Genomic DNA, 14059 nt, shown 5'->3' on the forward strand with positions numbered 1-14059 from the left:
TAAATTTCCCTAAGGTTAAACTATGGCAGAACATGGTTATTCGCTGCTACGCATTATTATTATTGACAGTTTTTGGCAAGGACAAGTCAACGAGCTTGATTTAACGGGCCATACTCAGCTTGAAGGTACCAACGGCGCAGGTAAAACCTCATTAATGCGTTTGTTACCACTTTTTTATGGTATGCGACCAAGTGATATCGTCAGTAAAGTGGACCAAGCAAAAAACTTTGCTGATTTTTACTTACCACGAGAATCCAGTATTTTAGTATACGAATATGCTAGACCGTTTGGGCAAACGTGCCAAGTATTAGCAACTAGTGATGGCAGAGGCGTGCACTTTAAATTTATAGATGGCGCATACGAAAGTCAGCATTTTATTTCTAGCACTGAAGCTAGCAAAGCTAAACCATTTACGATAAGTGAAATAGAAAGAAATTATCGAAATGTAGGTAAAGAAAGTTCAAAGTTTTTAGGTATAGATAAATATCGCCAAGTTATACAAAACTTACGCAGTGGTCGTAAACACAAAGAAATAAGAATACTACAAAATCGCTTTTCATTTAGTGAACAATCATGTCCGCATATTGATAAAGTGATTAACGGTACAATAGAAAAAAATCTTGATTTTGAGGCGGTTAAACGTATGTTGGTGGCTATCGCTAGCGATCATCTTGCCCGTAATATCAGTGATGAAAAAGAGCAACTCAGCTTAAATAAAGCCGATATAACTAACTGGCTTGCCGATATTCAAGCCAGTCGCGCAATCAAAAAAGTGGCCGAAAAAATTTCAATTTGGCAAAGTGACTTTAACGTCTTTGCAAGTTTAGTCAACAAGTTACAACATCTTCATGCGGAAACATTAGCACATCAAGAGCGCCTGGATGTGAAGCAACAACAACGCGATGAGCTTAAAAAAAGCAGTATTGCAAAACGCAATAATCTTGAAACTGAATTAACCAATACTGTTGAACAATATCAAAAAGCATCGTCAGATCTTAATGCTAAAATTGAAGCCGATTTAAGTAAAATTGAATTACTCGACGATGATAAACTTAATTTTGATGATGATGATGCCAGTAGTTATCAAATTAAGGCCGACCAAGCACCACAAATTCAAGCAGAGCTAAACGAAGTCATTGCCGTGATTGAAGCCTTTGAAGGTAATATCACTAAAATAGGGCAGAAATTTGAGAAGCTCATTCAAAAGATTGAAGTAGAAAAACTTAAAGCTTTTAGTACTAATAAAGAACAATCTGCGCTGATAACGAGTCAGTCTAATACTCAGCTAGCGCATATCAATGAAGTTTTTCATCAGCAAGAACAATCACTCAATGCTCAACTTCATAAAGAAGAATTGAAGTTACAAAAAGATCAGCAATATTTACAGCACCAACAAAGTAATGCTCAACAACAGTTAACGCAGCCGATAATACCGGCACAATTAACTACTGATATTGAAGAAAACATCATAGCGCTGTCACAGGCTCAGCAAAGTTATAATCAATTGCTGCAACAAGAGTCAACGTTACAGAAACAGCAATACCAGTTAGATAAGCAACAAGATCAGCAATTAACTCTGCGCAGCGAAGCGAATCGTTATCTTGAGCAATTACGACATGATTACCATCAAGTTGAATTACAATTATTACCACAAGCTGACTCTTTACATCATTACTTGATCAACGAGCCACAAGCCCTTGGTTGGCAAAATACTATTGGCCGTTTACTGACAACAGAACAACTGTCACGATCGGATTTAAATCCGCAATGGTTAGAGAATAATAATACGCCCGCTAGCCTTTATGGCTTATCCATTGATTTACAACAATTGCCTTGTGACGATTCTTTATTTTTAGACGAAGCGCAGTTACGCGAAAAGCGCCAAGCAATAGAGAGCAAGTTACAAACGCAAACAGATAAAATTTCTCACCTTGATGAGCAGTTAAAAGCTATCGCGAAAGAAATTAATCAGTTAAAAGTAAGCGCTTCTGAGCACGCCCAAAGTGTAAATCAGAAAAAATTGACCATGGGCCAATTGCAAACACAACAAGAAAGCCTCGTGGTTAAAAAGCAATTAGCTATTAAAGCACATCGCCAAACGGTAGAAACACAGCTACAAAGCTTTAATCAACAATTAAAAGCTTTAGAAAAAAAGCAGCACAGCTTTGAAGAAAATAAAGCAGAGCAACTTCATGAATTGACTAATGATAAATTAGAAAAGTGCATGGTAGTTGAAAGTGATAGAGACAATCAGTTAACAATCTTAGCTGAGCAACTAGAAACTTTAAAAACCAGTGCTAAACAACGTACTTCTGCGCTTAAAAAGCAGCAAGCCAGCGATATTAAACACCTTGATCCTGAGGGTGAAGTCGATAAAAGTATTGCCAAGCGAGTACAGTTAGAGAAAAACCTTCAGCAATGTGCTGTGTTTGCCCAAAAAGCACGTGACTATCAAAGTTTTATTAATGAACGTTATTGCCATCGTGATGCGCTCGTTGAAGAAAACCAAAACAGAAAAATTGCCAAGCGAAATCTTGAGTCTAATTACGAAGACAGCAGTATTGAATTAACAACTAAAATTAATGACTTAAAACAGCTGATCAGAAAAAATAATCAAGAAAAACAAGCGACTGATGATTTATTGGTGCAACTTAATGATAATAAACGTCTCTGTGAAATGTCGGCCATTGACAGTGAGTTGTCTGAGCAAGAACCAGCAAACCAAGCAGATTTAACGGTCAGTTTCTGTCATGACTTCTATCAGCAATTTAAAACCATTGAAAAACGTTTGGCGACGCAATTAACTACCTTTAGCGAACGGTTTAGAAAAGACCACTCAAGCAGTGAGCTTTTTGAAAACTGGCAAAAACTATTGCTCGATAACGATAGTTATTCGGGGGCTAAAGCGTTATTCAAGTACCGTGAACCCATTAGCGAGTTATTAAACAGTGCTGAGCAAAAGCAGCAAAGTACTTATCAACTAGTCACGGTTAATGCCACCATGATCAATGAGTTTTATCAGCATATTGAAAACTTTGGTCGACGCATTAAACAAATTGGCAAACAATTATCCACTAAGGTGACTGCTTTAGCGCATTTTGAAGCCTTAGCTGATATCAATGTCACCACTGTGATGAAACAAGAGGAGCTTGATTACTGGGGACCTTTGCAAAAATTTGCCGAAGTATTTGAGTTGTATAAAGACCAATTACGCGATGGTATAGGCGATGTGCCTGATGATTTAGTTTTTGCTATGCAAAAGCTGGCGAGTTACTTACCCAATGAAGGTTTTGTTTTAGCACATAATAATCTATTCGATTTAGAATTTACCATTGTCGAAAAAGGGCAAGTAAAACAGGCACGTAATGCGAAACAACTTAAAAAAGTGAGCTCAACAGGGTTATCATATCTTGCCATGTTGTCTTTATTCGCTGGCTTATTAGCCATGTTACGTGGTGAAAGCAAACATGCGAGTCAAATAATCTTACCTGTTGATGAGCTTGGTGAATTAGCGGCTGAAAATATCGACTTGTTATTACAAATGTTTAATGACAATCATATCAGCATGTTATCTGCATCACCGTCAACTGATAGGCATATTTTGTCTTTGTATAATCGCCATTATAAGTTAAAAGATAACAAAATTTATCATGCAGATATTCCACAATCTCGTTTAGATGAGTTACTCGCACAGCGTAATCAATCGGTAACAAGTTCAGCAGAAGATAAAGCAGGGGAGCCGAGTCATGTTTAAAGAAAGTATTCAAAAGCTACTTTGTGGTGCTGTTATCTGTCAAACGGCACATGAAGATGAATATTTATACTTAAAAGCAGAAAGTCATAATGACAAAGTGAATGATTTTCTGGCTAATTTAGATAGAAAATTAACCTATCTTGATAGTGCTGACGCCTACTACTGTACGTTTAATCAGGTTGATGAAAATAACCATCACGAACTCAGTGTTTTGTTCACTGAAATGCGCAGTACCTTTAGACCATTAGTAGAATTTTTAGATTTATTATTAACCGCAACGCAAGCTGATTTACCGATTCGTGCTAAGTCTGTTTTAAATATCAATGAATTGTTTGAACCCTTTGAACATGATCAAACTTTAAGTGAGCAACTACGCAGACTGACATCAATAAAGCCATTTAAAACCAATAAAACTGAAACGCGTGAGCAATTAGTCATGGTTTTTCAAAAGCTTGAAGAGATGCATTATTTTGTTCGTAAAAATACGGGTAGCAGTCGCTATTATGCCACAGCGCGCTTTGACTTAATTTATTTGCTGATTGAGTTTTTAAATGATGCTGAATTAATCTCTTTACCTGAGCAAGAAAAAAGCCAACAAGATGAGCTACTTTTCTAATGGCTGGTTTTGATTCTAATCAAGTAGCAAGCTTGCTCAGGCAAATTGGTGCGTACAATGAATTGTTATCTAATGCCTATGTGTATGGTTCGATAGCCAGTGACGATCAAGATGCTAACACGCTTAGTTTGTTACATAAATCTGGCTTGATCAGACCTGATGACTCACCTGGTGAGTACCGAGTAACAACCGATCTTAAGCGCATGTTAAATCGACTAATGCGCAAGCAATCTAGTTATCGTCAACTGACTGATATGGGTAAAGTCATTGATGCAATTGATGAAGTCGTTATCGATTACCAACTGGCTATTACCTCGAAAGAACAAGAAGATGCTGAGTATTACTTAGATCAACTCGATGATTTGCTTTACGAAACAAAAGATAGTTTAAACAGTAACTTAGATAATATGCATTTTGCTATTGTCAGTCAGTTTGGTTTTGTAAGTAGTTTATCTAACAAAATACGTCAAAATGAACGTTACCTATCTCATGCGCAGAAGTTACTAAATGAGTTGCAACAGATTGATCCACATGACTGTTATGAATGGCTCGATTGGTTAGCATGCCCAAATGAATTCGCGCGTAAAATTACCAGTTTTGTTTACTGGTATAATCAAATATTGCCTAAGCTGCGTTTGATCATTGATAACATGCGCATTAGTTTATTTCGCTTACGCCGTGATGAAAAACAAGCAAGTCAACTACGTAATATGGCTAGGTTTTTACGGAAACATCCAGAATTCACCCTTGATGAAAATCTTTTTGAGCAGCCAAATTTACCTGAAACATTGAAGTATGCGCCACCCATGCCGCTTAAAAGTTATGTGGATACCAAGCAAACAAGCATTGAGCAACCTTTACTTGAATTGGTTCATTCTCTTCGTAAGCAAAGTATTGTCACTCCGATTAAAGCTAGAGAGACCAGCGAAGTTAGCGTTAAACCGATTGAAAGGTTATCTGTCGAAGAAGATTTTTTTGAGCAGCAAACCGAATTATTGTTTGAACGCGTGATTATTACGAGTAGCGCTATTTCAGCATTAAGCTTTTACCAAGAGCTACAAAATGCCTGGTTAGAGCAATCACAAACTATTGCACCCAAAGCTTGGATTGAATTAGTCTTTAGTTGTTATTGTAAATTAACTAGCGCTCAGCAAAATGCGCTAAATATTAAAATGAAAGGCGTTGCAGTAAGCGGCACCACAGATAATTATAGTTATAGTGATGTTGTTATAGAATTAAAAACCGAACTAAGGGCCTAAACGAAAACAGTTAATGTTATTGTGCTTCTACGTAACCTTAGTTAATTGGCTATACTGTAGAGGTATTGTAAGGTTAACAATTTCGATTTATAGGAGTCTGGTATGTTCTTAAAAAATAGAAATAACGGCGATATAGTTGATGTAGAAAGACTGAGTGATCTAACAAATTTATTTCATGATAAAGTGTTAGGTTGTTATCAAGTAGGTGAAGAATTACAAGATCCTGAAGAATTCAATAAAGTGGATTTAATCTTTCTTTCTGGTGAAGAGTTACCTAAATGTTGGACTGATCCTAAATACCGAGAGCACCAATAGTTCCAATTGAGCAAAATAAATGTTGATCTGCCTCATCAAAGTGTGACCCTTCATAATTAATTGTTCATGTTTAGCGTAAGATAATGGCCCTTATTTCATAAATTAAGTGGTTACCATGAAAGTTGATCTAAATAGTCGTTACGGCTTAAACCCTGCGCACAGTGAAGTCGTTGAAGCGTGTAAACTTATTGAGCCGTGCGATACCTTAGATATGGGGTGTTCCAATGGCCGTAATGCGATTCACCTTGGCCAACTTGGCTTTAACGTTACCGCCATAGATACCAACCCCGGTGCCATTAATATGCTGCAAAGCATAGTTAATGGAGAGGAGATGAGTAACGTTAAGGCTCAAGTGTATGATATTAACAATGCCAGTCTTAGTGAAGATTATGGCTTTATAAACTGCACTGTGACATTAATGTTTGTCAATCCAGCGCGTATAAATGCAGTCATTGCTGATATGCAAGAGCATACTTTGGCTGGCGGTTATAACTTAATTGTTTGTGCCATGAGTACTGAACAGCACCCGTGCCCAGTTGGTTTCCCATTTACTTTAAAAACAGATCAGTTACGTGAGGCTTATGCGGGATGGGAGCTGATTAAATACAATGAAGATGTAGGCACTATGCACAATGGTGCTAAATTGCAGTTTGCAACACTACTAGCGCAAAAACCCAGTTAAAAACTATTAGTACTCACCTCAACTCTTATAACAAGCCTCATTATTGAGGCTTTTTATGTTGTTATCCAAGTTCCCATTCAGTGCATTTCTTTTTCCTGCTAACGTACAACAAACAAAGGCATTCAGCGTAGGAAAAATACCATAAACCGAACTAAACTTGTTTATGAAACACTTTTAAATAAGGATAGTGATCATGAAAATGCAAGACATCCATAGTGAGATCCAACGGGGTATTATTAATTACCTTTCCGTTCATCCAACGGCGTCAGCGTCAGCGCAACGTATTTGTAACCAATGGCTTGCCAATGAAAGGTACTCACATAATATTGCAGAAGTGCAAACTGCAATTGATGGTTTACTCGCCCAAGGTGAAATGCATAAACGAGCTGATACTGATATTTATACATTATAGTAAGAGATTTAACTCCTTTAAACAGAGAGGGTTATTTGGCGTAATAGATGAACTACCTAGGTGTTGGACGGTTTCTAAATATTGAAAGTATCGATAAAGGATCATGGGTGTTAGAGACATATTATCGTAACGTTGCTTGACCTTACCAACTAGCTACAATTTAAGCTTTAGTGTTTAACTAGCTTAACTGAATAATTATTGATCTACCTTAAGTTAACGGCGAATAGTTACTGTATAAAAATTAAGCGGCAAACTAAAATTTTAGTATTCCTTAAATATTTATTGTTAGGAGGGAATATGAAACATTTATTATTTTGTTTATTTGCAATAGTTGCTGTTGGTTTATTCAGCTGTGACTTGGGGCCGAAATCACCTAAAGGGTTTAGTTTGCCTGAAGGAAATATTGATGAAGGTAAACTCGTATTTTTAAAATACCAATGTTTAGCATGTCATGTGCTAGAGGGATTAGAGCCGCAACCGGAGCAAGACAATAACCCTAAATTTTCAGTGTTCCTTGGTGGAAAAAATACCGAAGTGAAAACTTATGCGGATTTACTCACGTCAGTGATTAATCCATCTCATAAGTTTGCCAAGGGTTATATGCTTGATAGCATTCAAACTGAAGGGGTTTCTAACATGACCGTTTATAACGATGTGATGACAGTTACAGAATTAGTAAACTTAGTGACTTTTTTACAGTCAAATTACGAGCTAATTCCTTTTAAAAGAAGTGATTATCCTTATTATGGGTATAACGAGGGTGTAAAATAAATCAAATTCATTACTAATTAATGGGAGAGTAAAAATGAGCAAATCATTATATCTCGTTGCCGTTGATGGAGGCGAATGGGGAAACCGTGCGGCTGATCGTGCAATTCATTTAGCTGAAAAAACGCGTGCTAAAGTAAAGCTAGTCACAGTTGTTGATTGGCCATATTTACATCCTATGATTATTGAAGATGTTGCTCCACCTGTATTAGACAAAGAAGCGGAGGAAATAAAGATTAAAACTAAAGTGTTAACGCCTTTAGTAGAAAAATATAACAGTTCAACGACAAATATTACGACTGAACTACTTTGGGGTGATCCTGCCGTCATCATAAAAGAACAAGTCGCCGAAACTCATGCTGTTATGCTATTTGTTGGTCGACAGGGGAGATCTTCTATTTTTGACGCTTTATTTGGCAGTGTAGCAAATAAACTGGCTCATACAGTCGGTGTACCTATTGTATTGGTACCATGATTTATCTTAATAATGAGGTAAGTTCGTTGAACGGCTGATTTTCCTGACTAGCAGTCGTTCAGTATCCCCTAAATGAAATGTGCTAATTCCCCAAAGCAATCATTAAACTGCCCTATATAGTCACATGCTGGAATTGCTTATCTACTTAACCTGCGCCATAGATTTTCTTAAAGTTTTTTAGATTCCAGCCAATCATGACTTCATCACCAATTTTAAGTGCTGGCACAGAGCGAGCACCTATCGCATCAAGCTCTTTTCTACCGCGTTGCATTTTCGCATTTGTTAATCGGTATTGGATGCCATTATCATCCAAGTATTTTTGAGCTTCACGGCAATGGGGACATTTATCTGAAATATATAAAACAATGCGTTTCATCACTAACCTTTTTGGTCTTTTGTTAAAGACTCACTATTTTACTGAACTTTTAAAAAAAACAAAAATGAATTCACTAAACTATCGATTATATACCAAGACATTTAGGCTACTCTCGTCAACCAATGGAGCAAAGCATTATCAGGTGCCAAATTAGTGCATCGGCTGAATATTACGCACCACATGGTCACATAATCATCATTAAAATACAAAGAGAAAACTAATTATTATTTATAAAACAGTAGGTTAAATTGTGGTGTGATAATTGTAATACTGTTAGTCGTGGGATAGTCAGCGTGGTAAGTTCATGTTGTTTAATCCGCTAATTATACCACTTTAACTGACTAGCCTGACCATCTTGCAGTTAAATTATCAAATAAAACTTACTGTCATATTATCGTCACAGACCATTGCTAACTTATACAAAGGTTGTAAGAAAGACGCACATTTAGTGTGTTTAAAACACACTAAATGTGCTGGTTTTGGATAGAAGTAATAGCAAGCCTGGAAGAAAGTGATATTAGGAGTTGTAGGGTCTACTGTAAATAAACGTTTAATGAACCATCGGGGCTAACTGCCGTGTCGGCAATTAATCTTAGCTCCGATAATGAGAAGAATTTATTACCTTAAAAAGCTATAGAGGATCGTTATGGAAAATATGAAAATTGCTTTAGTTACTGGTGCTATGGGTGGAATTGGCACAGAGATATGTCATCAGTTGGTAGAAGATGGATTTAAAGTACTGGCCACTCATCGCCCGGGCAAAGAAGATGTTGCACAGCAATGGCTTGAAGATGAATCATTTGACTCGGCTACACTAAATCTTTTGTCTTTAGATGTCACCGATTCAACAAGTTGCGTTGAGACATTAAAGCAGGTAATGAAGGACTATGGCACTATCGATGTCTTGGTTAACAATGCTGGCATTACTCGAGATTCTGCATTTAAGCGCATGACTGTTGATAAATGGAACGATGTTATCGACACCAATCTTAACAGTTTGTTCAACGTTACTCAGCCTGTTTTTAACCCTATGTGTGAGCAAGGCAGCGGACGCATTATCAATATCTCCTCTATCAATGGTCTTAAAGGCCAATTTGGCCAGGCAAACTATGCCGCTGCCAAAGCCGGTATGATAGGTTTCTCAAAATCATTGGCGCTAGAATCAGCCCGTAGCGGCGTGACAGTCAACGTGATTGCCCCAGGTTATACAGCAACGCCTATGGTCAATGTACTTAAAGATGAAATTCTCGATTCTATTAAGGCGCAAATTCCATTGGGCCGTCTGGCTATGCCTAAAGAAATTGCCAAAGCAGTCAGCTACTTGGCTAGCGAACATGCGTCTTATATTACTGGTGAAACGCTTAATATAAATGGCGGCCAATACATGCACTAATCCCAGTTCACACACCTACAAACTTAATAAAGGAATTACTGATGAATAAAGTCTATTTAGTATCAGCAAAGCGTACCGCAATAGGAAGTTTTGGCGGGTCATTAAAATCGGTACCGGCCGCTAATTTAGCTGCAGCAGCCGTTAACGGTGTCTTGGCTGAGGCCAATGTCAATCCAGAGCAATTAGATGAATTGATCATGGGTAACGTCATTTCTGCCGGGCAGGGCATGGGGCCAGGACGTCAAGCCGCTATTGCAGCAGGAGTTCCCGAGACAATACCTGCTTATACCGTTAACATGATTTGTGGCAGTGGCATGAAGGTGGTTATGGATGCAGCGTCACACATCAAGGCTGGTGATGCCGACCTTGTGATGGCGTGCGGTGGTGAAAATATGTCACGTTTCCCTTATATCGTCACGTCAGATATTCGTTTTGGCAGCAAAATGGGCAACTTAGAATTAGCTGATTCGCTGATCACCGATGGCTTGACTGATGTCTTTAATAACTACCACATGGGCATTACCGCTGAAAATATAGCGGAACAAGTTGGTGTGAGTCGTGAAGAGCAAGATGCCTTTGCCTTAGAAAGCCAATGTCGCGCTGTAAGCGCAAAAGAAGCAGGCAAGTTTAGTGATGAAATCGTGCCCGTTGACGTAACTGTGCGCCGTAAGACGACGGTTGTGGAAACAGATGAATATCCGCGCCAAGATGCCTCATTAGAATCTTTAGCAAAAATGAGAGCAGCATTTAAAAAAGAGGGCACTGTAACCGCAGGAAATTCTTCAGGTGTTAATGATGGCGGCGCTGCAATTTTAGTTGCCTCGCAAGCGGCTGTTGATCAACATCAGCTTAAACCTGTTGCGGAGTTGGTGAGTTATGCTCAAGTAGGCGTCGATCCAACTGTTATGGGATTGGGCCCAGTGCCGGCAATAAAAGAGGCACTGGCTAAAGCCAATCTTGAATTTTCTGATATCGAATTGCTAGAGCTCAATGAAGCCTTTGCCGCTCAGGCACTAGGTGTAATGAAGCAGTTATGTGCTGAGCATGATGAAGACTTGGATAACTTAAAACAACGCACTAATGTTAATGGCGGTGCTATTGCGTTAGGGCATCCATTAGGTGCTTCTGGCAACCGCATCATCGTTACGTTAATCCATGAAATGAAAAAACGTGGAAACAAGTTAGGACTGGCATCACTTTGCATCGGTGGCGGTATGGGTACCGCTGTGATTGTAAAACTGCTCGATTAATCACTCTAATCAGTCTGCGCATCATCGAATATATTATTCGATGATGCGTAAAAAACGTAATATAATCAATGTAATGGCAAGTAAATTAACGATAAATGGAGGCACTAATGGAAAAAGGTCTATTGCGTCAAAAACGAGTGCAGACAACTAAAAAAGATCAATATAACAGACAATCAACAGATGATGAGAAGTTAAAGGCTAGGGCTGCGCCATCTAAAGCTTTTGACGAGACGGGTTTAAACGATTTTGTCACCTGTAATTATATTCGAGGTTATAACTAATCCTTGAGCCTAAAACTTCAACTACATTTCTACTGTCTAAAAGCATCAAAAACAACATGTAAATGACAACAGCTAACGGCTTTTCGGTGCGCTTTGCCGACATTAACCTATAGCTGTTAGCCATATATTTTCTCATGCATTACGTCTGTATTTATCACTGGTTTTATGTACAGATTAAGAGGTGATATCACCTTTTGAGAAAAATCAGGCATAACGCCTTATTTCAACTTATGGTATAAAACCTTGTACTTGGCAATTCCTTGAAAATCATTGAATTAACCGTTATGGTTGAACTCAATAAATTATAAAAGTAGGCATAATACCTTGTTTAAATAAGGCACTATGCCTTCCAATAAGCTGTTATATGCATAAGGATATTTGCGAGTTTTGATGAATAAAAATAAGAAGAAGTTGATCACTCTACTGGTGATTCAAATACTAATTACTATCTTACATCGATCAGATATCGCAAACTTCCAAGGAGATGATTGGTTTCATCTTTCAAACTGGACATACTGGTTAGGTATGTCTTTTGGTATTTATGTTCTTTTTTTTGCGTATAATCTACATTGTGCTAAATGTGGTACTAGGCAAGTTTTTCGCAGTTTCAATGCCCTCGATTTACGTTGGCCTCAAGACAACTGCCATAAATGTGGGTGTAAAGTAGAGTAATGCATATAACAAGGCGCTTAAACGGAAAAATTATAGTTGGCTTGCGCTCATTCTTCGTAATTTTAGCCAAAAATTTTTCGCCAGTTAGCGAGGCGTTAGCTGCTATTCATCTTTAACGGAGTCTCATGGAAGAATCGAACACTTTAGATGTGCTGCTTGATAAAGCAGGAAAGTATCACCCACTTTACGGAGGAGGTCTTGCTACTCACCTACCTATGGTTATGATTGCATTAACGCAATTAAATGCTTCACAAACTAAGCTTAATAATACTTTTGACGAAAGTGTTAAGGGGCTTGAACACATAGGTGACTTAGACAGTATAACCCCAGTCAAAAATATAGAGCATGACTTAGGTAACAGTAATAGCTTCAGGAGTTATTTAAAGTATTTTAAAGGTGAGCTAAGGATTCATGGTATTGATACTGTCCTAAAACAATCATTGCCCGTGTTAATTTCAGGTGTGGCAGCTTCAGCCTTTCATGCGTTAATTCGTTTGGCATATGCCATTGAAGCTAATAATAAAAGCGAAATAGCAATTGCTTTAGCTTATTGGTGTGCCGAATATCAATCGTTTGAGCTTAGTATTGAGACATCGAATGAATCCTTGGAGGAAATCCTTACAAGGTTGGCTCCAGTAGGGGTAAATCATAATTTTTCACCCAGAATAATAGTTAATAGAATGTCTGAAATTGGTAGTTTACTAAAACATGAAAATTGTGTTATTCAACCACATTCAGTCAATTTGTCAGATTTAAAGAAGTTTGCTTTAAAAGCTTACTGTGCAAAAGATGACTTCACATTATTACACACAGTAACTGGTTGCCACGCATTCTCTATTGTCATGCCTTACATTGAATATGTTGATATTGCGTTAAAAGAGCTGTGGAAAGCTATTTTAGTAGCTTACCTGAGCACTGGACTTGATTATGCAGATAAAGAAATACAAATATCAGAAAATAGCTTTGATTTCCCTCTTGTCATTAGTAGTGCATTAAAGTCAAATGATTCCCATGTAATTAAATTAGTTTATACATGTTTCTGTGAATATACTAAGGATAAAGATCCATTATATTATACTGTTGCCAAAAGAATGGTATCTCAGTAATCGTAGCTAACAAGCTGTTAAACAAGGACAAAAAACAGTTGGCTTTTGCTCCTTCGTCGCTTATTTTAACCAACTATTTTATTGTCTGTTAACAGGGCGTTAGCACTCAATGAGGATCTAGCATGTCATCAGTAACTGAAAAAGATTGGAAGCTATTTCGAAAACTACAAAATGATTTAACAGCAAAAGCTTGTGAAGTAATATTTATCAAAGTTGAAGAGCTATCTAAAAAAAGAGAAGGTATAGAGCATAAGTCGTACTTAGATCTATATGACTTAATTCAAGCTGAAGATGCAAAAATTGCTGAGATGTTCAATAATCCAACTCGTAATAATATACTTATGAAATTAGTTTCTTTAAAAAGTTACGGTATTTTTACTAAAGAGCAATTTAAAATGTTCAGTCAAGAGACACAAGATAGGGTTGCTAGTATATTAGAGTTGAGATGCTAACAAGCAAATTAATCAGGACTATTACCGTTGTTTTTTGCTCCTTCGTCGCTTATTTTAATCAGCTATAATTTGTCTATTATTTGGGCGTTATGAATCTTTAATAAGGATAGTGTGTGATTAGTGCATATTCTCATGCATCGCGATCACCTAATACCATCTAAGCCGATCACCTAATACCATCCATCGCGATCACTCAATACCATCGATGCCGATCACTTTTCGGTCAAAATGGTATTGAGTGATCGGCT

At 37.6% G+C, this 14059-nt stretch carries 15 protein-coding genes; 14 read left to right on the forward strand and 1 reads right to left on the reverse strand.

Annotated features, from left to right (window positions below; translation table 11 throughout):
* The first annotated feature begins 22 nt into the window (after window positions 1-22).
* The 8 genes from ND2E_RS15205 (at window position 23) to ND2E_RS15170 (ending at window position 8281) form a co-directional block, all read left to right on the forward strand.
* Window positions 23-3754, forward strand: coding sequence for an ATP-binding protein (locus tag ND2E_RS15205; RefSeq protein ID WP_033093009.1), 3732 nt, complete (start codon window positions 23-25; stop codon window positions 3752-3754).
* On the forward strand, window positions 3747-4370 hold the full coding sequence (locus tag ND2E_RS15200; protein WP_033093010.1) for a hypothetical protein: 624 nt from the start codon (window positions 3747-3749) through the stop codon (window positions 4368-4370). Before ND2E_RS15205 ends, ND2E_RS15200 begins: the two co-directional genes overlap by 8 nt.
* Entirely contained in the window at window positions 4370-5629 is a 1260-nt protein-coding gene (locus ND2E_RS15195) for a hypothetical protein (protein ID WP_033093011.1), read from the forward strand. The genes ND2E_RS15200 and ND2E_RS15195 overlap by 1 nt, the downstream gene beginning before the upstream one ends.
* Window positions 5630-5731: 102 nt before the next feature.
* On the forward strand, window positions 5732-5944 hold the full coding sequence (locus ND2E_RS15190) for a hypothetical protein (protein WP_033093012.1): 213 nt from the start codon (window positions 5732-5734) through the stop codon (window positions 5942-5944).
* Between the two features lie 115 nt (window positions 5945-6059).
* Complete coding sequence (gene tehB, locus ND2E_RS15185) at window positions 6060-6626, forward strand: tellurite resistance methyltransferase TehB (RefSeq protein ID WP_033093013.1); 567 nt, start codon at window positions 6060-6062, stop codon at window positions 6624-6626.
* Between the two features lie 193 nt (window positions 6627-6819).
* Window positions 6820-7038 carry a hypothetical protein gene (locus ND2E_RS15180; RefSeq protein WP_033093014.1) on the forward strand — a complete coding sequence of 73 codons (219 nt, stop codon included), beginning with the start codon at window positions 6820-6822 and terminating at the stop codon, window positions 7036-7038.
* 297 nt (window positions 7039-7335) lie between these two features.
* Window positions 7336-7809, forward strand: coding sequence for a hypothetical protein (locus tag ND2E_RS15175; RefSeq protein ID WP_033093015.1), 474 nt, complete (start codon window positions 7336-7338; stop codon window positions 7807-7809).
* 34 nt (window positions 7810-7843) lie between these two features.
* Window positions 7844-8281 carry a universal stress protein gene (locus tag ND2E_RS15170; protein WP_033093016.1) on the forward strand — a complete coding sequence of 146 codons (438 nt, stop codon included), beginning with the start codon at window positions 7844-7846 and terminating at the stop codon, window positions 8279-8281.
* Between the two features lie 145 nt (window positions 8282-8426).
* On the opposite strand, the gene ND2E_RS15165 is transcribed toward ND2E_RS15170, so the two are convergent.
* The gene (locus ND2E_RS15165) at window positions 8427-8657 is read right to left on the reverse strand and encodes a glutaredoxin family protein (protein ID WP_033093017.1); all 231 of its coding nucleotides are present in this window, start codon (window positions 8655-8657) and stop codon (window positions 8427-8429) included.
* 646 nt (window positions 8658-9303) lie between these two features.
* Here ND2E_RS15165 and ND2E_RS15160 point away from each other — a divergent pair.
* The 6 genes from ND2E_RS15160 to ND2E_RS15140 all read left to right on the forward strand — a co-directional run bounded on the left by ND2E_RS15160 (window position 9304) and on the right by ND2E_RS15140 (window position 13811).
* The gene (locus tag ND2E_RS15160; RefSeq protein WP_081961988.1) at window positions 9304-10050 is read left to right on the forward strand and encodes an SDR family oxidoreductase; all 747 of its coding nucleotides are present in this window, start codon (window positions 9304-9306) and stop codon (window positions 10048-10050) included.
* A 41-nt stretch (window positions 10051-10091) separates the two neighbouring features.
* Entirely contained in the window at window positions 10092-11300 is a 1209-nt protein-coding gene (locus ND2E_RS15155; RefSeq protein WP_033093018.1) for an acetyl-CoA C-acetyltransferase, read from the forward strand.
* Between the two features lie 107 nt (window positions 11301-11407).
* The gene (locus ND2E_RS23060; protein ID WP_190277810.1) at window positions 11408-11581 is read left to right on the forward strand and encodes a hypothetical protein; all 174 of its coding nucleotides are present in this window, start codon (window positions 11408-11410) and stop codon (window positions 11579-11581) included.
* Window positions 11582-11971: 390 nt separating this feature from the next.
* Window positions 11972-12253 (forward strand): hypothetical protein, encoded by a 282-nt coding sequence (locus tag ND2E_RS15150; protein WP_033093019.1) that lies wholly within the window; start codon window positions 11972-11974, stop codon window positions 12251-12253.
* A 125-nt stretch (window positions 12254-12378) separates the two neighbouring features.
* Window positions 12379-13359, forward strand: a complete 981-nt coding sequence (locus tag ND2E_RS15145) for a questin oxidase family protein (RefSeq protein ID WP_033093020.1) — start codon at window positions 12379-12381, stop codon at window positions 13357-13359.
* A gap of 122 nt (window positions 13360-13481) precedes the next feature.
* Complete coding sequence (locus ND2E_RS15140) at window positions 13482-13811, forward strand: hypothetical protein (RefSeq protein WP_033093021.1); 330 nt, start codon at window positions 13482-13484, stop codon at window positions 13809-13811.
* Window positions 13812-14059 lie beyond the last annotated feature (248 nt).

It is taken from the genome of Colwellia psychrerythraea, assembly GCF_000764225.1.
Classification (GTDB): Bacteria; Pseudomonadota; Gammaproteobacteria; order Enterobacterales; family Alteromonadaceae; genus Colwellia; species Colwellia psychrerythraea_D.